Genomic DNA, 23966 nt, shown 5'->3' with positions numbered 1-23966 from the left:
AACGTGACCGCTCATGGCGGTCAAGTGGCTCGACGAACCTGAGGCTCACGACTACGAGGCGGCGGCGGACTACCTGAGCATGCTCGGGGAGCCTGCCGCCGTTGAGAAGACTGTCGGGGAGTTGCGCAAATCAAAGCCGGTGTACCGCAAGGCCAAAGACATTCTGCGAGCAGCACACCTGGCCCTGCTACCCGAGACCAATGCACACGTCAAGGCCGATTTATCCAAGATCAGCGACGGCAAGAAACTCTCGCCGATCCTGCTTGTGCGAGGCAGCGCGATCGGCGGGTATGCGCTACAGATCGCCGACGGCTATCACCGGGTCTGTGCCAGCTATCTGACCGACGAAAACACCGACATTCCTTGCCATTTGGTTTCCTGGTAATAGTGCGCTGACATGTTCGGTTTGGACACGCTGGCGCTGCTGGCCGTCATCGGGATGGCGGGCCCACTGCTGGCATCGGTGCCGCGGTTTGCGATTCCCGTCATCATCGGCGAATTGATCGCAGGGCTGGTCGTCGGCCGGACCGGGTTCGGCATCGTCGACAACACCAACCCCACCTTCAGCCTGCTTGCGAACGTCGGCTTCGCGCTGGTGATGTTCGTCGTCGGCACACATGTCCCGGTGCGCGACACGACATTGCGAACGGCGATCCCGAAGGCGTTGGTCCGTGCCATCGCCGTCGGAGCTGCTGCGGCCGCGCTGGGGGTGGTGTTGGCACAGGCATTCGGTACTGGACACGCGGCGCTCTATGCAGTGCTGATGGCATCGTCCTCGGCTGCCCTTGCGCTCCCTGTGATCGACTCGCTGGGCCTCGGTGGCGCACCTGTCCTTTCGGTGACGACGCAGATTGCCATCGCTGATGCCACGTCAATTGTGTTGCTGCCGTTGGTGATCAATCCCGCGCAAGCGTCGCGAGCAGCTCTCGGCGCTGCGGCTATTGCCGGCTGCGCGGCGCTGGTGTACCTCGGGCTGCGGACCGCCCAGAGACGCGGATGGCGCAGGCGATTGCACCAATACTCCGAAAAGCGCCGCTTCGCGCTCGAACTGCGGCTCAGCCTGATCGTGCTGTTCACATTGTGCGCGTTGGCAATTAGCACACACGTATCGATCATGCTGGCGGGTTTCGCTCTTGGCCTCGTCGTCTCAGCGGTTGGCGAACCACGCAGGCTGGCCCGCCAGCTGTTCGGCATCACCGAGGGCTTCTTCGGTCCACTGTTCTTCGTGTGGCTGGGCGCCTCGCTTCAGGTGCGTGAGCTGGGCGAGCACCCCTGGCTGATTCTGCTGGGCGTGGGCCTGGGCCTTGGCGCTGTGCTCGCGCATTGTGTGGGCCGGCTGTTCGGCCAACCGCTGACATTGGCGGTGCTGGCCGCCGCGCAACTCGGTGTTCCGGTCGCCGCCGCGACGCTGGGCACCGAGCAGCACCTGCTCGCCCCTGGCGAGCCGTCGGCATTGATGCTGGGCGCACTGGTCACCATTGCGACCACTTCTGGTGCGGGAGTGCTCGCGGCCCGGCGTCAGAGCGCCGCAGAGCCGAACTCCGCTGCCGGCTAGGGCGGCAATGAGGCAGGCGCTTCGCTGCTGAACGCCAGAGCCGGGATCCTCATCGCTTTTGCAGCAGGCTTCCGACCCAGCCACGGTTTCCACCCATTGCAAGCCATATGTCCGCACGCGTACCGCCGTCTCCTCGTGGCCCTCGATGGGGAAGAGGAGGACAGAACCCCTCGCGCGCGTGCGCCGCCGGCGGTTTGAAAACTGATTTGCAGACGAGCGGCCGGTGACGGCGTCGCGATGTATCAATGTCACCAGAGTGGTCGGCACAAGCTGATGCTTCTGCGAGCCAGCGGCTTAGAGCGGCTAGCTGCAGCCCGACCTGGCTGCGATTCCAACCATTCGACGGTAGCAAAACGGGCGGTCGCCGCACCAGACCGAAATGGAAGACTCCACGGTCTCAGAGCGCTTCTGCCGTCTCGGCGGGATAGCCCGCGGCCGCGCGGTGGGTGTTGGGGCTGACACCATACGCACGTTTGAATGCGCTACTCAATGCGAACGGTGTGCTGTAGCCGACCTGTCGGGCTACTGCCGCAATGGTGGCTTGACTGTCCTGTAGCAGATCGGCCGCCAACGCCAGCCGCCAGCTCGTCAGGAAGGCGATCGGCGGCTCTCCGACTTGCTCGGTGAAGCGGCGGGCGAACACCGCACGTGAACAGCCAACGGCCGCAGCGAGATTGGCGACTGTCCACGGGTGAGCGGGGTTGTTGTAGATCAGTTTCAGCGCCGGGCCGACGATGGCGTCGTGCTCGGCGTGCCACCAGGTGGGCGCATTGGCGTCGCGGTCGAACCACGTCCGCAGCACGGCGATCAGCAGCAGATCGAGTAACCGGTCGAGGTACGCCTCCTGACCCGCACCGTCGCAGCCGGCCTCGGTCGCCAACAGGTCGACCAGCGGGGTGTCCCATTCGTCGGCGCGAAGCACCAACACCGGCGGCAGCGCGTCGAGCAGTCTGGCACTGACCTCGCTGCGGCCCTCGTAGGCGCAGACCACCGATCGCGTGGCGCCCGCCGCGCTATTGCCCCACGTGCGCACTCCGATCGACATCTCGAACCGCAGATCCTCACCCGACAGCGTCGTGCAGCGCTGCCCGGGATGGATGACGACCATCGGCGCGGTCGTCGGGTCGTCTGCGAAAACGTAGTGCTCTGTGCCGCGGGTCAGGGCGACATCACCCGGTCCTAGCCAGACCGTTCCACTGGTCTCGCCGACGATCACGGCTTTACCGTGCGTCTGGCAGATCAATGTCAGCGGCGCCTCGTCGCGAATGCTCATCGACCACGGCGGGTCCATCATCATCCGCAACACAAATGCGCCTCGCGCTCGCACACCGTCGAGCAACCCGACCAGCGCGTCCACGCCGGGAGCTTATCCCTTGCGTGCCTGATAGGCGGCCAGAAAGACGCGGACCCCCGCGTGGACGTGGTTTTCGACGTCGATGCCCGCGAGCACCTGCGGCCCGCCGGAGAACAATGCCTGATCAATGGCTCTCCCAACGATCAGAAACGCGAAATGCTCTGCGGCAAGAGCGGATTCGGGAGCGTGCAGCAGGCCGCGGTCATGCAGCCGGGAGAAACAGTTCGCGAAGGCGGCCAACGTACGGGCGGGCGCACGGTCGTAGTAGAGCTGAGCAAGCTCGGGCACCCGGTTGGCCTCGCCGACGACCAATCGGCGCAGTTGCACGACGGGCTCCTGCAGGACCGCGCGTAGATAGTCGGCTGCCAGGGTGGTCAGGTCTGCCTCGAGGTCGGTGGTGTCGGACAACGCGGCGATTCTGTCGAGAAACGGCGCGACCGTCCTCTCCAATGCCCCGTTCACGATCGCGAGCAGGAGTTCGTGCTTGTCGCCAAAGTGCTTGTACACGGTCTGTTTTGACACCTCGGCCGACGCGGCGATCTGATCCACGCTGGTGCCCTGATAGCCATTGCTCAAGAACAGGTCGTGTCCCGCAGACAAGATGGTCTGGCGCTTGCGCGCCGAACGTCCGAGCACCGGTCCGGTCATGCCGCCTCCCATTCAGTACTAGACAGTCTAGTTCTCAGTACTGTACCGTCTAGTTCTATTCTGACACGGAGGCACGCCATGACCACCACCGATTGCCCGCCATTACCAGTGCGGATCACCAAGTCGCTCCTCGGCTACGGCATCATCGCCGGTCCGATCTATGTCGTTGTGGTGGCGGTCCAGGCCGCGACGCGCGACGGGTTCGACCCCACCCGGCACGCGGCCAGTCAGCTCGCCAACGGCAGCCTCGGCTGGATCCAGATCGCCAACTTCCTGATCACCGGTGCGATGACGATCGCCGCGGCGGTTGGCGTCCGGCGCGCGCTCGGGCCTGGCCGGTTGTCGGCATGGGCGTCCGCGCTGCTCGGTGCTTACGGCTCGGCGCTCGTCGTCGCCGGCATCTTCCGGGCCGACCCGTCGGACGGTTCCCCTCCGGGCACTCCGCCAGGCATCGGCGAAATCAGCTGGCACGGGATGGTCCATTTCGCGGCGGCGGCCGTTGGATTCGTGTGTCTGGTCGCCGCGTGTTTCGTGCTGGCCGCATGGTTCGCCCGCGCCGGGCAACCCTCATGGGCGTGGTTCTCGCGCATCACCGGCGTCCTGTTCGGCGGTAGCTTCGTTGCACTGTCGTCCGGATCCGGCGGCGCCGCAACGATTCTCGTGTTCACTGCGGCCGTCGTCCTGGTCTGGACGTGGCTTACGGCCGTGTCGGTCAAGCTGTATCGCACCGTGGAGCACGCGTAGACGCACGCGTATGCGGTCCGGACGGTAAACGATGGATCGTCCTGATCCCGCCCGGTTGACTTCTGCTCATGAATACGAGCCCCTTTGTCATCGTGACCTCGATCGCCGCGATCCTGTCCGCCGTCGCGGGCGGAATGATGTACGCGTTCTCCACATTCGTCATGCGCGGTCTTGACCGCACCGGTCCCGTCGATGCGATCACCGCGATGCGCGGCATCAACGCCGAAGCGAACTCCAACGCCGCGTTTCTTCTCGCATACTTCGGCGCGACGATTCTGGCGTTGGTGGTCGGCGTCATCGCCGTGATCCAGCTGCGGCAGCCCGGCAGCGTCTGGCTTCTCGTTGGCGCGATCCTCGCGATTGTCGGTGCGATCATCACGATGGCGGTAAACGTCCCGCTCAACAACCACCTCGACACGGTCAACCCGGTCGGCCTCTCGCCCGCCGATGCGGCACGTGAATGGCAGGCCTACTTCTCGACTTGGACGGCCTGGAATCACGTTCGCACCGCCACCGGCGTGATCGCGGCCGCACTGATGCTGGTCGGCCTCCGCTACCGCTAGGTCGGTGGTGCAAAGCCCCCGGTGTCCGTGTGCTGCGGCGGCGCCGGGGGCATGGCAGGTTGATATGGGACTGGTTGCGGGGGAACGCCGGCCACCTGTGGAACCTGCAACCGCGCCAGTTCTCGTCGATGCCGCTCGGCTAGCACCGCCGCGAGGACGAACTGCGGCGGCGCACCCGGCGGTGGTGGAGGCGAGATCTGCGCGACGACATCACCCGCGATCCGGTAGGCCATCTGGTCGCGTACGGCGGGAGTCAGTTGCGGTGCACGCGAGAGGAATTGGCGAGCCAGCTCGGCCTGGTCGGGGCGCAGGCCGGACAGTTGCAGTGAGGACGCCCACCACGCCAGCTGCGGCGGCATCGGCGGAGGCGGCTTTAGCCGCGCCGCGCGTTCGCTGATCACCACCGTGCCGGCGAATATGTCGCCGATACGCTTTCCGTTGGGCGACAACAGGCTGCAGATCACCGCGGGGCCGCCGGTGAACGTCCAGATTTCGATCAGTCCGGCGAGCGCGCGAAACAACGCCTGCCGGAAGCGTTCCGGGCCACCGTCGTCGGACACCACGCGCAGCCCCAGCGCCATCTTGCCGAGTGATCGCCCGCGCGTTGCAGTCTCGAATGCGATCGGATACCCGACGAACGCCAAGACCGTGAAGATGATCAGCACCGCGCCGGACAACGCATCGTCGAGATCCAGCAGGGTGGCCGCCCACAACAGCACGCCGACGATGTAAAGGATGAGAACCACGGTGATGTCGATCATCGCGGACAGTGCCCGCACCGGTAACTGCGCAATCGCAACGTCCAGCACCACCGCGTCCCCGGTCACCACGGGTTCTTGCTGGCGGACCATAACCGCCCACGCTACTAGGATTCGCCATGTGGATGTCGACGCGTTCGTGCTCGCGCATCGCCCGACGTGGGACCGGCTCGAGGCGCTGGTCAAGCGGCGTCGCCGGTTGACGGGCGCCGAGGTCGACGAACTGGTCGACCTCTATCAACGGGTGTCGACCCACCTGTCGATGGTGCGGTCCGCATCGGCCGACGCGGTGCTGATCGGCCGGCTGTCCGGTCTCGTGGCGCGGGCACGCTCGGCGGTGACTGGCGCGCACGCGCCGCTGTGGAGCGAGTTCACCAGATTCTGGACAGTGTCCTTCCCCGTCGTCGCCTACCGGGCTTGGCGGTGGTGGTTGGCGACGGCGGTGGCGTTCTTCTTCGTCACCGTGCTGATCGCTGTTTGGGTGTCGGGCAATCACGAGGTGCAGTCGACCATCGCAACCCCAACCGAGATAGACGAATTGGTCAACCACGATTTCGCGTCGTACTACAGCAACAATCCCGCCGGATCGTTCGCTTTGCAGGTGTGGGTGAACAACTCGTGGGTTGCCGCACAGTGCATCGGGTTCGCGGTCCTGCTCGGCATACCAATCCCGTATGTGCTGTTTCAGAACGCCGCGAATCTCGGTGTCGCCGCGGCATTTATGTTCAACGCCGGCAAGGCCGATGTGTTTCTGGGCCTGCTCACCCCCCACGGGTTGCTCGAGCTGACCGCGGTGTTCCTCGCCGCCGCCGCCGCGATGCGCCTTGGCTGGTCGGTGGTGTCGCCCGGTAACCGGCCGCGCGGGCAGGTGCTGGCCGAACAGGGCAGGGCGGTCGTCGCGGTCGCGGTCGGGCTGGTCGGTGTGCTGCTGGTCTCGGGGTTGATCGAGGCCATGGTGACGCCGTCGCCGCTGCCGACCTTCGTTCGCATAGGCATCGGCGCGGCGGCCGAAATCGCCTTCCTTTCTTACATATTCCACTTCGGCCGCAAAGCCGCCAGCGCGGGCGAATCAGGCGACGTCGAAGATGCGCCCGACGTCGTGCCGACCCGCTAGAGCCGGCCGCTGGCCTTCATCGCGAGGTAGTGATCGGCCAGTGCCGGCGCCAATTCTTCCGGCGGGGCGTCCACCACGTCGACACCGGAGCGCCGCAGCCGTGACGCGATCGCCCGCCGGTCGTTGCGGGCCCGTTCTGCGGCGGCCGCGTCATAAACCTCGGCCGCGTCGGCACGGCCTGCGGCGAGCAGGTCCACGCGCGGATCGGAGACCGCAGCCAACAGCACCTGATGTTTGGCGGACAGTTGCGGCAGCACCCCCATCAAGCCCTCGTCGAGCGCCGACGCGTTCAGATCGGTCAACAGCACCACCAGCGCGCGTCGCCGGATGCGCCTTTGCACCGCAGCCACCATCGCGCGCGAATCGGATTCGACCAACGCCGGCTGCAGTGGTGCCATCGCCTCAACGAGCTGGGCCAGCAGCTCGGTGCGGGATGCGTTGAACACGCCCGCGCGGGCCACCCGGTCGTGGGCGATGAAGTCGACGTGGTCTCCCGCACGTGCGGCGAGTGCGGCCAGCAGCAGCGCGGCATCCATCGACCAGTCCAGCCGCGGCCACCCGCCGGGATCGCCGGCAGTGGGGTCGACGCCAACGCGGCCTGCCGATGTGCGGCCGGTGTCGAGCACGATGACCACGCGACGGTCGCGTTCGGGGCGCCACGTGCGCACCACCACATCGGCGCGCCGTGCGGTAGCCCGCCAGTCGATGGACCGGACGTCGTCACCGATGACATACTCACGCAGCGAATCGAATTCGGTGCCCTGGCCGCGAATCAACACCGGTGTCATCCCTTCGAGCTCGCGTAACTTGGCCAGCCGCGACGGCAGATGTTTGCGCGAAAGGAACGGCGGCAGAATCCGGATCTGCCACGGCACTTGGTGCGAGCTCTGCCGTCCGGCCAATCCCAGGGGACCGAGCGAGCGGGCGGTGACCAGCGCCGAACGCTGATCGCCGCGGCGGACGGGCTGCAGCCGGGTTACCAGTCGAACACGTTGTCCTGGAGCGAGATCGACAGGGTGCGTGCGGGGTTCGGCGCGCGCGCTCGGCGGCCAAGCGTCACGAATCAGGCCACGGAGCCGACGGCGGCCGGAGTTTTCGACCACCAGGACGGCATCGACAGGCTGCCCCAGCCGCGCCGCGGTTTCGCCAGACCGGCTGCACGCCAGCCGGCGGGTGCTGGCCGCAAAGGCAATATCCAATATCACCGCCGCTGCCAGCGCTACCAGCAGGACGACGAAAACCGTTGCAGGCCACGGGGAGAACGCAATCGGCAGAACGCAGATCAGCGCCACCAGGCCGGTGCGGCCGGTGAGGATCACTAGCGTGGAACCGGCACGGCCGCGAGTATGCCCTCGAGCACGCCGTCAGGATTGGCGCCCTCGAGTTCGGCCTCCGGACGCAGCTGGATGCGGTGTCGCAGCGTGGGCCGGGCCATCGCCTTGATGTCGTCGGGCGTCACGTAGTTGCGGCCGGACAGCCACGCCCATGATCGCGCCGTGGCCAGCAGGGCGGTGGCTCCGCGCGGTGACACACCGAGTTGAAGAGACGGCGAATGTCGTGTTGCGCCAACGATGTCCACGATATAGCCGAGCACCTCGTCAGCCACCAGCACCTGGCGGACGGCCGCACGTCCTGCGTTAAGGTCGGCGGCCCCTGCGACGGGTTGCACTGCGGAAAGGTCACGAGGATCAAATCCGCGGGCGTGCCGGTCGAGTATCGCGATTTCCTGATCCCGCGGCGGCAGCGGCACATTGAGCTTCAACAGGAACCGGTCGAGCTGCGCCTCTGGCAGCTGATAGGTGCCCTCGTATTCGATCGGGTTCTGCGTTGCGGCGACGATGAACGGGTCCGGTAGCGGCCGTGGCTGGCCTTCGACGCTGACCTGACGTTCCTCCATCGCTTCCAGCAAGGCGGCCTGAGTCTTTGGCGGCGTACGGTTGATCTCGTCGGCAAGCAGCAGGTTTGTGAACACCGGCCCGGCGCGGAACTCGAATTCTGCTGTGCGCGCGTCGTATACCAGTGAACCGGTGACGTCGCCGGGCATGAGGTCAGGGGTGAACTGGACACGCTTGAACTCCAGTTGCAGCGCAGCCGCGAGCGTGCGCACGAGCAGAGTCTTCGCGACGCCCGGAACACCTTCGAGCAGAACGTGACCGCGGCACAGCAGCGCGATCACCAAGCCGCTCACCACCGCATCCTGACCGACGACTGCCTTGGCGATCTCACCACGCAACGCCAGCAGCGCATTTCGCGCGGGCTCCTGGTCGGTTGTCGGTGCCGTTGGCTGAGTCACGACTGTGCCACCTGCCTTTCAATGGTGTCGAGTTCGTGCGCGAGATTGACCAAGAAGGGGTCGCTGGCCGGCGGCGGACCGAACAGCGTGTCCGCCACGGCCTGCGGGTTGAGTCCGCTCCGCTCGGCGACCGCCTGCACGACGGCCGGTGGCTGCGCGCCATGTCCGAGACCGAGCCGCGGCAACAGCCGCTGCAGGGTCGCCGTTCGCAACGCCTCGGCGGCCCGGTCACGGGCCCGACGCGACCGATACAGCCGTCCACGTCCCTCGGCGGTCTCGGATGCACGCACGACCACCGGCAATTGCTCGGCGACCAGTGGACCGATGCGGCGGCCCTTCCACCACGCGACCAGGGCCACGACCAGGCACAGTTGCCAGACGATCCAGGGGACTTGGTCGGGAATGAGATCGAGCAGCGTTGCGCCGCCGTCGGGTTCGCCTCCACCTTCGCTGTGCTGAGGCGCGTACCAGATCATCCTGGAACGTGTCCCGGCGAGGTTCATGGCGAGTGCGGCATTGCCTTCCTTCAGCAGCCCCTGGTTGGTCATGAAGTCGGCGGTGCCGACGACTGTGACGTCGCGTCCGTCGTGCGAGTAACGGACGAGCGCGCCGTCGTAGCATCTCGTCACGGGCACCTCGCCGGACGCCTCGTAGGCGTCGCTGGGCCCGAACTGGACCTCACCGGCGCGCTTGGCCTCGCGCAGGTCGCAGTCCGGTTTGTTTCCGCCGAACGTCGTCGCGCCGGCGAGGCGGATCTGCGGCGCGAGCGCTTCGCGGGTGCGCGACACCGGTTCCACGATGAGCCTGTCGCCCGGCAGGTCGGCCAAACGCTGCAGCAGGTCGGCGTCGATCAAGTGGAAGGTCTGCACCACCACCAGAAGCGTGCCGGGGCGCGCGGCGCGCTCCACCGCCGCCATGTCATCGGCCTCGACCACATCTACTCCGTGGTCACGCAACAACGTCACCAGTGCGTGTGCCCCTTCGGGTGACGTCGACGCCGGATCCATCCGGCCTCCCGGTCGTGGCGCGGTCAGATAGGTGCTCAGCGCTGCCACGCCGACGATGACCACCAAAGCCAGCACCACCCACCGCGCATTGCGCCACCGCTGTACAACTGTCGGGCCGACGGCCGTATCGACGTCGGTCATCGCACCTCCGCCCAGCTGTCGGACGGTGCCGTAGCCACGGGACTGCTGGCGGCCTGCGTGTGGAATCGCAGATGGTCGTCGAGGTCGGCGATCATCCGATAGGCCGATTCCGTCCCTGGCCGCTCGCCGTAGGTGACGTCGTTGAAAGCATCTGCCGCGCGGAGCAATTCGGCGGCTAAATTCGGTAGCGCGCGCCCGGCGTCGCGGGCGAGTTCGGTTGCTGTTCGGCCGGGTACGGGGTCGAGCACGGCCGTCTCCTCCAACTGCCGCGCCAACGCCCTGAGCCGATGGCGGATCGCCGCCGCCCAATTACCTTCCGCTGCACACTGTTCGGCGGTCGCACGATGTTCTGCGGCGCTGAGTTCGTGTTCGCCGAATAACCCGTAGCCGCCTCCACGATTGGTGCGCATGGTGCGCCGCGCGATCCGCACGGCGACGACGACGGCGATCGCGGCCAGGATCAGCAGAACAGTGAGCGTGAACCAGCCACCGGGCACAGAGGAAGCCTTGGACAGGAGCTTGTAGAACAGTTCGCCGAGCCAATCGTAGATGCGGTCGATCAGTGATGCCTTGGGGTAGATGGGCTTTCCAAGCTCATGTTGCGCGGCCTCATGCGCGGCATCACGATCGATGTCTATGGTCGGCACGTCAGCCTTGGCGAGTCAGCCACAAGTGGTCGGTCGAATCGGGCGGAGCGCCGGGACCGAAAGCGGCGCCGGTCTGCAGCACGAGGTCGAAGGCCTCCGCGCGAATGCGACGGTCGGTGTAGAGCAGGACGACGACGCCTGCGGAAAACGGCTCGGTGATGATCTGGGCGATCGCCCCGCCGATGGCGATCAACGCGAGAGCAATGAGGGCCGTCACTCCCGAAGACGATGTTATCAACAGGATTTGGCCGCCGAAGCTGAACGGCACCGCGACGGCGGTGGCTACTACCTCGGCGACGATCGCGCCGAGTAGCCGGATGCCGAACACCCGCCAGAAGTCTCCCTTCACCAACGTGAAGGACCGCGAAATCGCCGGGAAGATCGCAAGCCGTTCGAGCACGATCAGCGACGGCGTGAACGACAGCATCGTGCCGAGATAGACCAGCGCCGCAAGCAATCCCAACGCCAGCGGCACACCGACGATCGCCGCCGCCGCACCATTGGCCGCCGTTGCGACTCCGACGATGATGAGCACCACGACGCCGCACAGCACGACCGCGCCGATCACTTCGAGTGCTATGAAGCCGATCAAAGCCCATAGCCGCGGCCGAAGTCGTTGCCACGCTTCACTGATGGTGATGCTCGCCCCGAAGACCGCCCGGCCGACGACCACAGTGAGCATGCCGCTCAACAGAATCGACGACAGGCCGGTCGCGAGCGCAGCGCCGAGGTTCGACACTGACGAGCCGAGCAGAAAGCTCGTCGACACCTCCCCGCCTGCCAGGGTGGGCTCCAGCTGGCCGGTGACCGCGAATGGGCCGACGGACAACAGCAGTGCTACGAGTTGAGCGATGAGCACCACGATGGTGGTCAGCCCGAGCGTCGCCTTGGGATTTGCGCGGATGTAGGTGACGGCGCCGTTGAAGATGTCGGACAGGCTCAACGGCCGCAGCGGAATCACGCCGGGCTTGAGCGCCAGCGGCATCGCTCCGGCGCCATAGCCGTGTGGCGGATACCCGGGTGGTGGATAACCCGGCGGCGGGTATCCAGGTGGCGGATAGCCCGCCTGCGGTCCATAACCCGGCGGTGGGCCGTAACCCGGCGGCGGGCCGTAACCGGGTGGCGGCCCGTAACCCGGTGGTGGGTATCCCGGCGGCGGATAGGCACCCGGTGGCGGATAGCTCGCGTACGCCGGATCGCCCTGGTAGCCCGGCGGTGGATAGCCCGGCGGCGGCGGGCCGGCCGTAGATGACCCGTCGGCGTCGTTGCTCATGGTCACCATCCTGTCGATCACCGTGCGAATTGACAACGTGGTGCGTGTGCGGCGTGGCGTAGCGTTTGCCTCATGGCGGAACTCAAAGATCGCTTGCGCACAGATCTGACGAGCGCGATGAAGTCGCAGGACAAGTTGCGGACCGCGACGCTGCGGATGCTGCTGGCCGCGATCCAGACCGAAGAGGTCGCGGGGAAGGAGTCGCGTGAGCTGACCGACGCCGAAGTGCTCAAGGTGTTGGCCAAGGAGGCGAAGAAGCGCGCCGAGTCGGCCGAGATCTACACCCAGAACGGACGCGGGGAGCTTGCCGCCAACGAACACGCCGAGGCCCGCGTCATCGACGAGTACCTGCCGACGCCGCTCACCGAGGCGGAATTGGCCGACGTCGCCGACACCGCGATTGCGCAAGTCGCCGAAGAGATAGGTGAGCGGCCCAGCATGCGGCAGATGGGTCAGGTGATGAAGGCCGCGACCGCGATCGCCGCGGGTAAGGCGGACGGTGCGCGGCTGTCAGCGGCGGTCAAGGACCGGTTGTAGCCCTTTTCGGCCGTCGTTTTCTCCGCTGAGCGCCCGGGTACCCGAACCGCATGACGCGTTTTGGCTACACCCTGATGACAGAACAGAGCGGACCTAAAGAGCTTGTCCGTTATGCCGTTTCGGCGGAGCACGTGGGGTTCGACTTCGAAGTGTCGTCCGACCACTACTTCCCATGGCTGTCGTCGCAAGGTCACGCGCCCTACGCGTGGTCCGTGCTCGGCGCGGTGGCGCATGCCACCGAGCAGGTCGAGCTGTTCACCTACGTCACCTGCCCGACGATGCGGTATCACCCCGCAGTCGTTGCGCAGAAGGCAGCCACCTTGCAGATCCTCGCCGACGGCCGGTTCACCCTCGGTCTCGGCAGCGGCGAAAACCTCAACGAGCACGTGGTTGGCGGGCGCTGGCCGACGGTGTCACGGCGCCAGCAGATGCTCAAGGAGGCCATACAGATCATCCGCGAGCTGTTCACCGGAGAGCTCGTCGACTGGAAAGGCGAATACTACGAAGTCGATTCGGCGCGCCTGTGGGACATCCCCGACGTACCGGTCGGCATCGCCACCGCGGTATCGGGCGAACGGTCCGTCGAGATGTTCGCGCCGCTGTCCGATCATCTGATCGCCGTCGAGCCGAACAAGGACGTCGTCGATGCGTGGCACAGCGCGCGACGCGCGACCGGGCTGCCCCACGACGTCCGGGTGATCGGGCAGATACCGATCTGCTGGGATCCTGACCGCGATACCGCCGTGCGCCGCGCACACGATCAGTTCCGTTGGTTCGGTGGCGGATGGGCGGTCAACGCGGACTTGCCGACGACCGCGGGGTTCGAGGGCGCCACACAGTTCGTGCGGCCCGAGGATGTCGCCGAATCCATACCATGCGGCCCCGATCTCGACGCGATCGTCGACGCGGTCCGCGAGTACTGGGAAGCCGGCTTCACTGACATCGCACTGGTTCAGATCGGCGGCGACTCCCAAGAGCTGTTCCTCAAAGAGGCGGCGGGTTCACTGCTGGAGAAATTGCGTACCGCATCTCACTGAAAGGGAGTGCCATGCCGCGCGGAAAAGGCATATACGACGACGAAGACCGCGACGAGCCGAAGGGTGGACGACCGGGGCCGACGGATCAAGGCCGTGAGGGCGGCATGGCGACCCGAGAGAATGCACCCGACGTCTCCGAGCCCGAGGGGGAGCCGACCGCGTAAGTCAGTCGGTGTTGCGGCCTTCGCGGCTGCGCCGATACGCGGCGCGACGGAAACTGCTGAGCCAGCGCGGCGCCAGACTCACGTCGGCGTCGGTGTGCAGTATCGGATCGAAGCCGATGTCGTCGCAGCTGGGATCCAGGTTGCGAAGCGTCAATCGCGCCAGCGGCGAAAATCCCCCGCGGAAACCCTGGGCCTGCTCGACGGCGAAATCGATTCCGTCGGAAGTGATTAAGTCCCGGATCGGCTCGAGCGACAGCCCCGTCGCGTTGATATCGGACGTGAGCCGGGCCCGGACCCACCACAACTTTCCCTTGAAGCGCAACGGCATCAGGCTGGAAAACGTCGCACCCGACCATGAGGTGGCCGGCCCGAGAACGACTCTGCTGTTGGCGACTGTCGAGGCGAGCAGCACATCCCACGGCGAGCACGACCGCAGGTCCTGAGGCGGCGGCATCCGCCACGCCAGCCCCGCGACGTCGGGTCGGGCGCCGGGCACGCCGACGCCCTTCGAGACCCGGCCGATGACATCGCACGACAGCATCGGCAGCCCCTCGTCGGGCGGCGCCACCCGCTCCAGCGCGCCCTCGGCGAGCACACCGTCGGGATGGAATAGCCGCCTCTGACGGATGGCTGCGCCGAGCCGTACTGGCAACGCGGCGATGTCGGAAGCATGCACGGATCCGGTGTGCCCGTCGGGCAACCACTCAAAACCTGTAGCAACGGTTTAACAACCGCGATACCGGGCATTAATCACGGCAGTGCTGTGACACGCAGCGAAGGACTTGTCGAAAGGCCGATGTTGACGACCGCATACACCGACCTGGATATCCCAGCAGTAGCAGAAGGCGTTTATACCCCGCAAGAAGACTCGCAGTTGCTCATCGACGTGATGGAGAAGACGGGACTGGCCCGCCGGAACCGGGTCGCCGACCTGTGTACCGGCAGCGGTGTGGTGGCTGTCGCTGCATACGAGCAGGGCGCCTCAGAGGTCACCGCCTTCGACATCTGCCCACGGGCCGTGCATTGCGCGAGGCGAAACGCCGTCGCCGCCGGGTTCGACGTCGCGGTGCACCTCGGATCATGGGCGCGTGCCGTCGAATTCGGTCCCTACGACCTTGTCGTCTGCAACCCGCCGTACGTACCGCATGAACCCAGCCTCGAAGACGGTCAACTTCCATCGCACATCGGACCGGCGCGAGCGTGGGATGCCGGATACGACGGGCGGCTCGTCCTGGATCCACTCTGTGCGGCCGCACCTGACCTGCTCGCCGACGGTGGCAGCCTGCTGCTGGTGCAGTCGGAGTTCGCCGGGCCGCGCCAAACGCTTGCAGCGCTGGCGAGTGCCGGTCTGGACGCGGAAGTCATTGCATGGCAATGGATTCCGTTCGGTCCAGTGCTGTCATCTCGTGCGCAGTGGCTCGAAGACACCGGTCGTCTCGAGCCGGGCCGCCGGGAGGAAGAACTGTTGATTATCCGAGCGGACAAGCCATGAGCGATACCGAACCCCGCACGGTGCGGGTCGTCCCATCCGGACCGGTGATGATCGAAGGGCCGGTGCGCATCGAGATGCCCGACGGCAGCGTCGTGGAATCCGACCGGTTCATGGTTGCGATCTGTACGTGCCGCCGCAGCAAGAGCTATCCACTGTGCGACACCAGCCACCGCTGCCGCGGGCGAAACGAGCAGTCAGCCAAGCGGTCGGCGTAACGACGGGCGGCCCGCCGTCCAGCAATCCATGACATGTGCCGCGAGGCGGTCCTCGACGACGTCACGTGCCCTGATCCCGAAGACAACGTCGCGCTCCAGGTGCGGTTCCCGCGCGATCAGATCGCCGACGACGTCGTGGCGGACGACTTGTTCGTGAACCGCGTCAGCCTCCACATGTTCGCGGTAGAAGCCGACGCATGGCTGCGGTGCGCCCATCCTCTCGAGCGCTTCGGCCAGTCGCCGTGATCCGGGCGAGGAGGTGATCTCCGTCGACGCGAAATGCCCGATCGCCGCGCCTCGGAGCTCGCGATGCAGTCCGAACAGCGACATCAGGTTGACCGACGCCAGCGCATCGGCGGGCACGTCGTCGATGTAGGCGAGATACGTTGAGTCCAAACCGGCGGCGTCCAACAGGTCGGCATAGAGCTGCTGGTGGACCTGCGCTCCGCGGCCAGCGCCGTACTCGTCGAATTCCACCGCCACGAATGAAGCCTTGGCCTGTCCGATCAAGCGCGGGATCGCGAACGCATGGGGATCGGCTTCCTTGAGGTGATACAGCGAGCGGTGCACAAAGTACTCCCGCATCTGGTCCCAGGAGCCCTCGTCGCGCAGGTAGTACGACGGGCCCTCGCCGTCGATCGGTTCGACCGACAGCCGATCCATCTCGGCGGCGGCGGTTTCGTCGTCGTCGATCTCGCCGACGTCCTGACGCACCGCGCTCAGAAATGCCTCTTCGAGCCGGCCGCGCGCATGCAGCAGGCCCGGATTCCACTCCCACTTCGGGTTGACCCCTGCGAATCCGCGATAGTGCAACTCGTAGCAGACATAGAGCGCTAGTTGCAGATCGAGGCCGTATGGATCTGCCTCACAGACCGGAACGTCGATCGGCCGGGCGTGTAAGGCAGGCCGTCCCCTGCGAAGGACGTCGATGACGGCGGATGAGAGAGGCCCGATTGCCTTGGGGAGTTTGGGTTCGACAGACGTGGATGGCAAAGTCACGGGCCATGTAATTCCCCACCTCGGGGTGGGTCAAACTACTTTGGAGCGCACGCCTCGATAAGCGCATCCGGGTTGGTGACGCTGACGTAGAGCGTGCGCAGATTGATCGGAACGCCAATCACGTATGCGCGCGCCGGAGGATCAATCGTCAGCTCCACGATGCCCTTGGATGAACCGTTGACGAGCCACCGGCCTCGCCAGCCGTGAGCGCCCCATGAGTACACCCGATCTGTGTTCGGTTGGGCGGCCTTGATCGACGTCATGGGTATCTCGGTGCGGAATCCCCAACCGAATCTCACATGGAGGCTCCCATTTTCCACCGCTATGCGGCTATGTTTAGGTCCGCAACCGAACGGTACGGAGAACGGCAGGAACCACCGCTCGTAACGCAAATCCGTCTGCATGGTTGCGAGCGTAGTGTCGTGCGTGTTTGTTTAGATCTAGAATTGTGGGGAATCGGCTCCCAGCGCGGTCGGGTCGAGGGGGTATACGCGTGGTCGACACATTGGTGTTGATCTACCTGAGTGGCTGGTTGCCGGTCACTTTCGGCGCATATGCCGCGAGCAAGCGGCTGGCCGACAAGCGTTCACCCGCACCGCGACCGCTAATCGTCAGCCTGATCGCCGGCGGCCTGTGGCCCGTCTTGGTGGTCGGCATGGTCGAGCTCAGCTCCGTGGTGGTCTACATGAAGCTGCAGCCCAAACCCAGTCCTGGCGTCGGCATCTTCGCTTAACCCGTTGTTGAGCTGACGCCCAGCTCGTCCACCAGCTCGCGAACCCGTCGTTCGATTTCATCCCGTATCGGTCGCACCGCCTCGACCGACTGTCCGGCGGGATCGGGCAGAACCCACTCCTCGTAACGCCGTCCGGGAATCAACGGGCAGGTGTCACCGCAGCCCATGGTGACAACGACGTCGGCCGCTTCGACCATCTCGTTGGTCCACCGCTTGGGCTGCTTGTGTGCGATGTCGATGCCGCGCTCGGCCATCGCGGCGACCGCGGCCGGGTTGACGTGTCCGGCGGGTTCGGAGCCGCCCGAGTAGACGGCGGCTCGGTCCGCGGCGAAATGTTCGAAGAATCCCATCGCCATCTGGGACCGGCCCGCGTTGTGGGTGCAGAGGAACAGGACCGTCGGTTTCACGGTTTCTCCATGGTTTTCGAGTGGGGCACGACGACGTCGTCGGCGGTTTGGCCGACGTCGGGATACAGGGCGAGAACCAAAGCGGCGCCGACGATTCCGCCGACGAGCTGCGCGGCGATGAACGGGAGAACGGAACTCGGTGCGATGCCCGCGAAGGTGTCGGAGAAGATGCGGCCAATGGTCACAGCGGGATTGGCGAACGACGTCGAACTGGTGAACCAGTAGGCGGCGCCGATGTAGGCACCGACGGCGGCCGCAGACAAGCCAGCCCGTTCCGTTCGTGCCAACGCGAAGACGAGCGCGATCAGGCCCGCCGTTGCGACTACTTCGCCAACGAGATGCCCGCTGCTGAGGCGGTCCTTTGTCGCCAGTTCGAAGACGCGGCGGTCGAACATCACGTTGGCCAACACTGCACCCGCGATGCCGCCGGTGACTTGAACAATGCTGTACGCCAACAGATCTGCGCTGCTTATCCCCGAACCTGAGCGGCGTCCCAGCCACCAGTCGGTGAGCGAGACGACGGGGTTGAAATGTGCGCCCGACACCGGCCCGAACAACAAAATCAGCACCGCGAGCCCGAGGGCGGTCGCCGTCGAATTTTCGAGTAGCTGCAACCCAATGTCGTTGGGCGACAACCGTGCCGCAGCGATCCCGGATCCGACGACGACCGTGACGAGCAGGGCCGAGCCGGCGAATTCGGCTAGCAGTCGCCGGCGCAACACGCGGTCTGTCGTGCGTCGGCTGTCTCTGGTTCGGCGCCGAAGGTCTCGGAGTCGGCGAGCACCGTGTAGACCTCCCACTTCTCACCGGCAGGCCCGGTGACCCAGACCTTGTCCTGGGTGGCGAAGCAACACGTGGTGTCCATCTCCTCCTCGGTGAACAGCCCTTCGCCGGCGAGGCGGGCTATTTCGGTGTGCACCGTGTCACTGGACTCGACCTCGACCCCGAGGTGGTTGAGAGTGCCGCCGTGGCCGGGATTCTCGAAGAGCACGAGCTTCAGCGGCGGCTCGGCGACGGCGAAGTTGGCGTAGCCGTCCTTGCGTTTGGCCGGCTGGGTGTTGAACAACTTCGAGTAGAACGCGACGGCCTCATCGAGGTTGTCGACGTTGAGGGCGAGCTGCACACGAGACATGATGACCTCCGCACCTGTGTGACTTATATCGAACTAGTGCCGATCATGCCTACCTCTTCGATATATGTCAAGAGCCTATGGCATGCTGTTTACATGCCCAAGACGCTGCCGATGGTCGACATCTCCGCTCCGGTGTGCTGCTCACCCGTCGCCGCCGGTCCGCTTGAGGACGATGCGGCGTTGGAGATCGCGCTGCGGCTGAAGGCGCTGGCCGATCCGGTACGGGTCAAGCTGGTGTCGTTGCTGTTCAGCAGTGAGGCCGGCGAAGAGTGCAGCTCGGATCTCGCCGCGACGGTGGGGCTGACGGAATCGACCGTCAGCCATCACCTGACTCAGCTGCGGCGGGCCGGACTCGTCGAATCGGAACGGCGCGGCATGAACGTCTACCACCGTCCGCGACGGGAGTCGCTGGTGGCGCTGTGCACGGTGCTCGACCCGAACTGCTGTCGCTGACAGTCTGCTGAGTCGGGGTGGCGGGATTCGAACCCACGACCTCTTCGTCCCGAACGAAGCGCGCTACCAAGCTGCGCCACACCCCGCGTGAAGCCACGACAGCGTATCGCACCGGCGGCCGGTGAAGCCAAACGCGGCGATGAGCGCTTGCGTGAAGAGCGAACGGCCCGAGCGTGGCCCACGCGGGGAGGCACAGACTAGCGGCGGGTCTCCTTCAGCACAGCCAGACGCTCGCGGTATTCGGCCTCGTTGACCTCGCCCTTGGCATAGGCGTCGCGAAGTGTGCGGATGCCGTGCACGCCGCGCCGGGCTCGCACGATGAGCCAGATGCCGGCGATTATCAGCACCAGGAACACCAGGCGCGCGACGAAGAACCAGGGGTGCCAGCCGTAGTGGCCCCACCGCTGATTGTCGTCGGCCAGGAACGTGGTTGCGGTTGGGGCGATTTCGTAGATGCTCATGTCATCGAGTCTGCGCCTCGCGCGGCGTCACGACATCCGCCTGCATTCGTCAATCTCGCTACGCCCGCACGCGTATCAGCCCCGCCATCCCGGGCGTACCAGACCGCTCTCGTAGGCCATCACGACCAACTGCGTGCGGTCCCGTGCGCCCAGTTTGGTCAAGATCCGACTCACATGTGTGCGGGCCGTCGCCGGGCTCATGAACAGGCGCTCGCCGATCTCGGCGTTCGTCAAGCCCTCGGCCACTAGCGCCATCACTTCACGTTCACGAACGGTCAACTCCGCCAGCGCGCTCGTCGGGCCACCCGATTGCTTGGCGCGGGCCGCGAACTCAGAGACCAGCCGGCGCGTCACCGACGGCGACAGCAGCGCGTCACCTTCCGCGACGACCCGCACCGCCCGCACCAGCTCCGTCGGCTCCGTGTGCTTGACCAGAAACCCGCTCGCCCCAGCCCGCATCGCTTCGAAGACGTACTCATCGAGTTCGAACGTCGTCAGCACCACCACGCGAACATCGGCCAGCGCCGGATCGGCGGCGATTTCCCGCGTCGCGGCCAGGCCATCCATCTCCGGCATCCGGATATCCATCAGCACCACATCGGGCCGCAGCTGACGGGCCGCGGCCAATGCGGCCGACCCGGTCTCGGCCTGTGCGACCACCTCGATGCCGTCCTGGGCGTCGAGCAGCGCGACGAAGCCCGCCCGAACGAGCGCCTGATCGTCAGCGACGAGAACACGAATTGTCATGGACCACTGACGCTTTCGATGGGTAATGTGGCGCGCACACTGTATCCGCCTCCGGGATGCCGTCGCACCGACAAGTCGCCACCCAAGGCGCGGGCGCGCTCCGTCATCCCGGTGATGCCGCTGCCACCCGACGACGGGCTCGAGTTCAGTGGCCTCCCGTCGTTGTCGACCGCGACGTCCAAATTGTCAGCGCCGTAAGTGACTGTCACTTCGGCATTTTCGGCGGTCGAATGGCGCACGACGTTGGTCAGCGATTCCTGCACGATGCGGGCCGCCGCGGTGTCGATCACCGCCGGCAGCGGTCGCGGCTCACCACGGACCGCCGTCGTGACAGTCAGCCCGGTCGCACGCGCGGTCCCCACCAGACCGTCCAGGTCCGTGATGCCCAGTGTCGGCGCGGTCGGCTGGCCGGCATCGAAGTCGTTGTCCGCGCGCAACGCCGTCACCAACGAGTGCACATCCGAAATCGCTTGTCTGCTAGCCTCTTTGATCGCCGCGAGCGCCGGACCCGCCCGCTCAGGCTGCTCGCCGAGCAGTTCCAGCGCCACCGAGGACTGCACGTTGATCATCGACAGGCTGTGGGCGAGCACATCGTGCAGCTCACGTGCGATCGACAGCCGCGCCTGGGTGGCTCGTCGCTCCTGCTCCGCACGGGCCTCTCGCGCCATTGCCGCCCTCCGCTGACGGCGCGCGTCGAGAACCGCGCGGCGCTGCCGAATACCTTCGGCGCCTGCCAGCAGCACCAACAGCCACGCCGCGATGCCCGCACTGACCACCGTGGGCGGCGGCGGCTCGCCACGAAGAAGTGGAACCAGCCACACAATGGCCGCCCAGCCCAGGAGCGGCAGCGGATACGTGCGCCACCGCGACCCGACCGCGGCGGCGGTCAGGAACGCCACGATCAACGAAACGAAGATCGGGCCGTAGCCGAAACCCGCCGACTTGTAGATCACGGTGATCGCCAAGACGACGAGCAGCACCGTGTACGGGTACAGCGTGCGCAGCAGAAGCGCCAGCGGACCGGCGATCAGCAACAGGTAGCCATACCAGTTCAGCGGCATCCAGTGCGGGTCGACGAAGCGACGGTGACGATGCCCGGCAGTCCCCGCGACCTGGATCGCGGCGACTATCAGGGGCACCAGCCAGACCGCCGGGCGGCGGAACTCGTCGGCAATCCGCTCCATATCCGCACGGTAGTAGGGCATGCATCACTGACGCGTCCGCGCAGAGGCGTATGTCACGACACGCCGCGGGATGGATGTGAGTTGTCGGTGGCGTTATGCACACTGACGGTATTAACCGATGAATTGAGGCACGAGATGACCGGCCTGGGAGCTTCCATCTATCTGGGATTCTTCGCCCTTGCCGCGTTGTGGCTGTTCTTGACCTCCGACGGGCCGCTCACCGGTGGATCCGACGATCAGGACCAGCGTCCTGACCGCTCGAATTCGACGAGCACCTCGGAGAACGCCGAGGGGTCCAACCCTTGGCTGGTCAGCCACTCGTCGTTGAAGTAGGTGTCCGCGTAGCGGTCGCCGCTGTCGGCGAGCAGGGTCACCACCGACCCGCTGTGCCCCTCGGCGATCATCTCCGCCAGCAGTTCGAACGCTCCCCATAAATTCGTTCCCGTCGACGGGCCGACCCGTCGGCCCAGAACGGTGCCGACGTGCCGTGCGGCGGCAATCGACGCCGCGTCGGGCACCACGATCATCCGGTCCACGACGTCAGGCAGAAACGACGGTTCCACCCGCGGTCTGCCGATGCCCTCGATTCTCGACGAGCACCCGGTGACGACGTCGCGGCGGCCCTGAGCGTACGAGGGAAAGAATGCCGAGTTCTCGGGGTCGACCACACACAACCGGGTGGCGTAGCGGCGGTAGCGGATGTAGCGGCCGAGCGTGGCGCTGGTGCCGCCGGTGCCGGCCCCGACCACGATCCATTCCGGAATCGGATGCGTTTCTTCGCGCATCTGGTCGAAGATCGACTCGGCGATGTTGTTGTTGCCGCGCCAGTCGGTGGCTCGTTCGGCGTTCGTGAACTGATCGAGGTAGTGCCCGCCCGTCTCGGCTGCCAGCCGCTCCGCCTCGGCGTACACCTGCGACGACTCGGCCACGAAATGGCAACGGCCACCTTGGGATTCGATCAACGCGATCTTGGTTGCGCTGGTCGATTGCGGCATCACTGCGATGAACGGAAGGCCGAGCAGCGCCGCGAAGTACGCCTCGGACACCGCCGTCGACCCCGAGGACGCTTCGATGACAGTGGTGTTCTCGCCGATCCAGCCGTTGCACAGCGCGTAGAGAAACAACGACCGCGCGAGCCGGTGCTTGAGGCTGCCCGTGATGTGGGTTGACTCGTCTTTGAGATAAAGCTGCACGTCGCAGCCGTCGCACCAGGCCGCGGGCAACGGATACCGCAGCAGATGTGTGTCGGCGCTGCGGCGAGTGTCGGCCTCGATCAACCGGACGGCGTTATCCACCCACGAACGTGGTTGGGCGCGACTGGCAGTGGAGGCCTTGTCCGTCACCGCACGGATACGCTCGGGTGGGACTGGCCCGCCCGCGTGCCGGCGTCATGGCCGCCGATCGGCGCCGCCACCAGGGTCAGCAGCGTGGCCTCGGGCCGGCAGCAGAACCGCAGCGGCGCGAACGGCGAGGTGCCGATACCCGCCGAGACATGCAGTTGGGTGCGTGCACCCCACCGCGACGCACCCTTGGCGCGTGAGCGGTCCAGTTCGCAGTTGGTGACGATCGCGCCGTAGAACGGCAGGCACAGCTGGCCGCCGTGGGTATGGCCGGCCATCACCAGCTGGTAGCCGTCCGCCGCGAACCGGTCCAGCACCCGCGGCTCCGGCGAGTGCGTCAGGCCCAGCGTCAGGTTCGCGGCCGGGCTGGCCGGGCCCGCGATGGTGTCGTAGCGGTCGCGGGACAGATGCGGGTCGTCGACACCGGCAACGCCGAGTCGCAGCCCGCCCACCTCGATTTCCCGTTTGGTGTGCGTCATGTCCAACCAGCCACGCTCGCTGAACGCCGCCCGCAGGTCCTGCCAAGGCAGCGGCTCGCCGTGAATGCGATGCCCGGGATTGGTCAGATAGTTCGCCGGGTTCTTCATCCGTGGCCCGAAGTAGTCGTTGCTGCCGAACACGAACACCCCAGGCACCGACAGCAGGTCACCGAGGCTCTGCACCACGGCGGGCACCGCCTTCGGGTGGGCCAGGTTGTCGCCGGTGTTGACCACCAGGTCCGGCTCCAGACGCGCCAGCTCCCGCAGCCACGCCTGCTTGCGGCGCTGCTTCGGGCGCATGTGGATATCGCTGATGTGGAGCACCTTCAGCGGCGACGACCCCGGCGCGAGCACCGGCATGGTCACCTCGCGTACGACGAACGCATTGCGCTCGATCAGCGACGCGTATCCGATCCCGGCGACCACAGAGCCGACGGTCACGGCCGCGGAGTTCCTCAGGACCGTAGAAGGGGCAGGCATGCAGAGAGC

General features: G+C 66.1%; 30 protein-coding genes, 1 tRNA gene and 1 pseudogene. 12 read left to right on the top strand and 20 right to left on the bottom strand.

Going from position 1 to position 23966, the window contains the following annotated elements:
• Nucleotides 1-13 precede the first annotated feature (13 nt).
• Nucleotides 14-385: a hypothetical protein gene (locus ACWW36_RS07310; RefSeq protein ID WP_456140904.1), complete on the top strand. Its 372-nt coding sequence runs from the start codon at nucleotides 14-16 to the stop codon at nucleotides 383-385.
• Nucleotides 386-397: 12 nt separating this feature from the next.
• Nucleotides 398-1555: a cation:proton antiporter gene (locus ACWW36_RS07305; protein WP_456140903.1), complete on the top strand. Its 1158-nt coding sequence runs from the start codon at nucleotides 398-400 to the stop codon at nucleotides 1553-1555.
• A gap of 397 nt (nucleotides 1556-1952) precedes the next feature.
• Here the strand turns inward: ACWW36_RS07305 and ACWW36_RS07300 are convergent, their stop codons facing one another.
• Nucleotides 1953-2912 carry an AraC family transcriptional regulator gene (locus ACWW36_RS07300; RefSeq protein ID WP_456140902.1) on the bottom strand — a complete coding sequence of 320 codons (960 nt, stop codon included), beginning with the start codon at nucleotides 2910-2912 and terminating at the stop codon, nucleotides 1953-1955.
• 9 nt (nucleotides 2913-2921) lie between these two features.
• Nucleotides 2922-3557: a TetR/AcrR family transcriptional regulator gene (locus tag ACWW36_RS07295; protein ID WP_456140901.1), complete on the bottom strand. Its 636-nt coding sequence runs from the start codon at nucleotides 3555-3557 to the stop codon at nucleotides 2922-2924.
• 78 nt (nucleotides 3558-3635) lie between these two features.
• Between ACWW36_RS07295 and ACWW36_RS07290 the strand changes: the two genes are divergently transcribed.
• Nucleotides 3636-4301: a DUF998 domain-containing protein gene (locus ACWW36_RS07290; RefSeq protein WP_456140900.1), complete on the top strand. Its 666-nt coding sequence runs from the start codon at nucleotides 3636-3638 to the stop codon at nucleotides 4299-4301.
• A 68-nt stretch (nucleotides 4302-4369) separates the two neighbouring features.
• The gene (locus tag ACWW36_RS07285; protein WP_456140899.1) at nucleotides 4370-4864 is read left to right on the top strand and encodes an anthrone oxygenase family protein; all 495 of its coding nucleotides are present in this window, start codon (nucleotides 4370-4372) and stop codon (nucleotides 4862-4864) included.
• On the opposite strand, the gene ACWW36_RS07280 is transcribed toward ACWW36_RS07285, so the two are convergent.
• Complete coding sequence (locus tag ACWW36_RS07280) at nucleotides 4861-5715, bottom strand: RDD family protein (RefSeq protein ID WP_456140898.1); 855 nt, start codon at nucleotides 5713-5715, stop codon at nucleotides 4861-4863. The genes ACWW36_RS07285 and ACWW36_RS07280 overlap by 4 nt on opposite strands.
• A 28-nt stretch (nucleotides 5716-5743) precedes the next feature.
• Here ACWW36_RS07280 and ACWW36_RS07275 point away from each other — a divergent pair, with 28 nt between their 5' ends.
• Nucleotides 5744-6736 (top strand): stage II sporulation protein M, encoded by a 993-nt coding sequence (locus ACWW36_RS07275; protein WP_456140897.1) that lies wholly within the window; start codon nucleotides 5744-5746, stop codon nucleotides 6734-6736.
• Here the strand turns inward: ACWW36_RS07275 and ACWW36_RS07270 are convergent.
• Genes ACWW36_RS07270 through ACWW36_RS07250 form a run of 5 tightly spaced genes read right to left on the bottom strand, consistent with a single transcriptional unit; the run spans nucleotide 6733 to nucleotide 12097 of the window.
• Nucleotides 6733-8055, bottom strand: coding sequence for a DUF58 domain-containing protein (locus tag ACWW36_RS07270; protein WP_456140896.1), 1323 nt, complete (start codon nucleotides 8053-8055; stop codon nucleotides 6733-6735). The two genes, ACWW36_RS07275 and ACWW36_RS07270, sit on opposite strands and share 4 nt — an antisense overlap.
• Nucleotides 8055-9029, bottom strand: a complete 975-nt coding sequence (locus ACWW36_RS07265; protein WP_456140895.1) for an AAA family ATPase — start codon at nucleotides 9027-9029, stop codon at nucleotides 8055-8057. The genes ACWW36_RS07270 and ACWW36_RS07265 overlap by 1 nt, the downstream gene beginning before the upstream one ends.
• Nucleotides 9026-10177, bottom strand: coding sequence for a DUF4350 domain-containing protein (locus ACWW36_RS07260; RefSeq protein ID WP_456140894.1), 1152 nt, complete (start codon nucleotides 10175-10177; stop codon nucleotides 9026-9028). The genes ACWW36_RS07265 and ACWW36_RS07260 overlap by 4 nt, the downstream gene beginning before the upstream one ends.
• Nucleotides 10174-10824, bottom strand: a complete 651-nt coding sequence (locus ACWW36_RS07255; RefSeq protein ID WP_456140893.1) for a DUF4129 domain-containing protein — start codon at nucleotides 10822-10824, stop codon at nucleotides 10174-10176. The genes ACWW36_RS07260 and ACWW36_RS07255 overlap by 4 nt, the downstream gene beginning before the upstream one ends.
• 1 nt (nucleotide 10825) lies before the next feature.
• On the bottom strand, nucleotides 10826-12097 hold the full coding sequence (locus ACWW36_RS07250; RefSeq protein WP_456140892.1) for a hypothetical protein: 1272 nt from the start codon (nucleotides 12095-12097) through the stop codon (nucleotides 10826-10828).
• Nucleotides 12098-12169: 72 nt separating this feature from the next.
• On the opposite strand from ACWW36_RS07250, the gene ACWW36_RS07245 reads away from it, so the two are divergent.
• Genes ACWW36_RS07245 through ACWW36_RS07235 form a run of 3 tightly spaced genes read left to right on the top strand, consistent with a single transcriptional unit; the run spans nucleotide 12170 to nucleotide 13835 of the window.
• Complete coding sequence (locus ACWW36_RS07245) at nucleotides 12170-12634, top strand: GatB/YqeY domain-containing protein (protein ID WP_456140891.1); 465 nt, start codon at nucleotides 12170-12172, stop codon at nucleotides 12632-12634.
• A gap of 50 nt (nucleotides 12635-12684) precedes the next feature.
• Nucleotides 12685-13671 carry an LLM class F420-dependent oxidoreductase gene (locus ACWW36_RS07240; RefSeq protein ID WP_456140890.1) on the top strand — a complete coding sequence of 329 codons (987 nt, stop codon included), beginning with the start codon at nucleotides 12685-12687 and terminating at the stop codon, nucleotides 13669-13671.
• Between the two features lie 11 nt (nucleotides 13672-13682).
• Nucleotides 13683-13835, top strand: a complete 153-nt coding sequence (locus ACWW36_RS07235; protein ID WP_456140889.1) for a hypothetical protein — start codon at nucleotides 13683-13685, stop codon at nucleotides 13833-13835.
• A 1-nt stretch (nucleotide 13836) separates the two neighbouring features.
• Here ACWW36_RS07235 and ACWW36_RS07230 read toward each other — a convergent pair whose 3' ends face one another.
• A complete protein-coding gene (locus ACWW36_RS07230; RefSeq protein WP_456140888.1) occupies nucleotides 13837-14511 on the bottom strand; it encodes a phosphodiesterase in 675 nt (224 codons plus the stop codon).
• A 123-nt stretch (nucleotides 14512-14634) separates the two neighbouring features.
• On the opposite strand from ACWW36_RS07230, the gene ACWW36_RS07225 reads away from it, so the two are divergent.
• Complete coding sequence (locus ACWW36_RS07225) at nucleotides 14635-15327, top strand: HemK2/MTQ2 family protein methyltransferase (RefSeq protein WP_456142399.1); 693 nt, start codon at nucleotides 14635-14637, stop codon at nucleotides 15325-15327.
• The gene (locus tag ACWW36_RS07220) at nucleotides 15324-15542 is read left to right on the top strand and encodes a CDGSH iron-sulfur domain-containing protein (protein WP_456140887.1); all 219 of its coding nucleotides are present in this window, start codon (nucleotides 15324-15326) and stop codon (nucleotides 15540-15542) included. The genes ACWW36_RS07225 and ACWW36_RS07220 overlap by 4 nt, the downstream gene beginning before the upstream one ends.
• Here ACWW36_RS07220 and ACWW36_RS07215 read toward each other — a convergent pair.
• The gene (locus ACWW36_RS07215) at nucleotides 15522-16541 is read right to left on the bottom strand and encodes an iron-containing redox enzyme family protein (protein ID WP_456140886.1); all 1020 of its coding nucleotides are present in this window, start codon (nucleotides 16539-16541) and stop codon (nucleotides 15522-15524) included. The genes ACWW36_RS07220 and ACWW36_RS07215 overlap by 21 nt on opposite strands.
• 35 nt (nucleotides 16542-16576) lie before the next feature.
• Nucleotides 16577-16945 carry a hypothetical protein gene (locus ACWW36_RS07210; protein WP_456140885.1) on the bottom strand — a complete coding sequence of 123 codons (369 nt, stop codon included), beginning with the start codon at nucleotides 16943-16945 and terminating at the stop codon, nucleotides 16577-16579.
• 89 nt (nucleotides 16946-17034) lie between these two features.
• Between ACWW36_RS07210 and ACWW36_RS07205 the strand changes: the two genes are divergently transcribed.
• Nucleotides 17035-17274 (top strand): hypothetical protein, encoded by a 240-nt coding sequence (locus ACWW36_RS07205; RefSeq protein ID WP_456140884.1) that lies wholly within the window; start codon nucleotides 17035-17037, stop codon nucleotides 17272-17274.
• On the opposite strand, the pseudogene ACWW36_RS07200 reads toward ACWW36_RS07205, so the two are convergent.
• From ACWW36_RS07200 to ACWW36_RS07190, 3 genes and pseudogenes are all read right to left on the bottom strand, one after another.
• Nucleotides 17271-17684: pseudogene (locus tag ACWW36_RS07200) on the bottom strand (arsenate reductase ArsC); the annotation flags it as partial. The gene ACWW36_RS07205 and the pseudogene ACWW36_RS07200 overlap by 4 nt on opposite strands.
• The gene (locus ACWW36_RS07195) at nucleotides 17678-18403 is read right to left on the bottom strand and encodes an MIP/aquaporin family protein (protein ID WP_456140883.1); all 726 of its coding nucleotides are present in this window, start codon (nucleotides 18401-18403) and stop codon (nucleotides 17678-17680) included. The pseudogene ACWW36_RS07200 and the gene ACWW36_RS07195, both read right to left, overlap by 7 nt.
• Nucleotides 18382-18813 (bottom strand): ArsI/CadI family heavy metal resistance metalloenzyme, encoded by a 432-nt coding sequence (locus ACWW36_RS07190; protein WP_456140882.1) that lies wholly within the window; start codon nucleotides 18811-18813, stop codon nucleotides 18382-18384. Before ACWW36_RS07190 ends, ACWW36_RS07195 begins: the two co-directional genes overlap by 22 nt.
• 93 nt (nucleotides 18814-18906) lie before the next feature.
• Between ACWW36_RS07190 and ACWW36_RS07185 the strand changes: the two genes are divergently transcribed.
• Nucleotides 18907-19266 carry an Rv2640c family ArsR-like transcriptional regulator gene (locus tag ACWW36_RS07185; RefSeq protein ID WP_325330479.1) on the top strand — a complete coding sequence of 120 codons (360 nt, stop codon included), beginning with the start codon at nucleotides 18907-18909 and terminating at the stop codon, nucleotides 19264-19266.
• A 12-nt stretch (nucleotides 19267-19278) separates the two neighbouring features.
• Here ACWW36_RS07185 and ACWW36_RS07180 read toward each other — a convergent pair.
• The 6 genes from ACWW36_RS07180 to ACWW36_RS07155 all read right to left on the bottom strand — a co-directional run bounded on the left by ACWW36_RS07180 (nucleotide 19279) and on the right by ACWW36_RS07155 (nucleotide 23957).
• Nucleotides 19279-19352: transfer RNA gene (locus ACWW36_RS07180), tRNA-Pro, on the bottom strand.
• Nucleotides 19353-19463: 111 nt separating this feature from the next.
• Nucleotides 19464-19727, bottom strand: a complete 264-nt coding sequence (locus ACWW36_RS07175; RefSeq protein WP_456140881.1) for a hypothetical protein — start codon at nucleotides 19725-19727, stop codon at nucleotides 19464-19466.
• 75 nt (nucleotides 19728-19802) lie between these two features.
• Nucleotides 19803-20474 (bottom strand): response regulator transcription factor, encoded by a 672-nt coding sequence (locus tag ACWW36_RS07170; protein ID WP_456140880.1) that lies wholly within the window; start codon nucleotides 20472-20474, stop codon nucleotides 19803-19805.
• On the bottom strand, nucleotides 20471-21658 hold the full coding sequence (locus tag ACWW36_RS07165) for a sensor histidine kinase (protein ID WP_456140879.1): 1188 nt from the start codon (nucleotides 21656-21658) through the stop codon (nucleotides 20471-20473). Before ACWW36_RS07165 ends, ACWW36_RS07170 begins: the two co-directional genes overlap by 4 nt.
• Before the next feature lie 236 nt (nucleotides 21659-21894).
• Nucleotides 21895-23001 (bottom strand): L-cysteine desulfhydrase Cds1, encoded by a 1107-nt coding sequence (gene cds1 / locus ACWW36_RS07160; protein ID WP_456140878.1) that lies wholly within the window; start codon nucleotides 22999-23001, stop codon nucleotides 21895-21897.
• On the bottom strand, nucleotides 22998-23957 hold the full coding sequence (locus tag ACWW36_RS07155) for a metallophosphoesterase (protein WP_456140877.1): 960 nt from the start codon (nucleotides 23955-23957) through the stop codon (nucleotides 22998-23000). The genes cds1 and ACWW36_RS07155 overlap by 4 nt, the downstream gene beginning before the upstream one ends.
• Between the last annotated feature and the right edge of the window lie 9 nt (nucleotides 23958-23966).

The sequence above is a fragment of the Mycobacterium sp. MMS18-G62 genome, assembly GCF_053877835.1.
The sequence above is the reverse complement of the archived record's forward strand: the minus strand, read 5'-3'. Positions and strand labels throughout refer to the sequence as shown.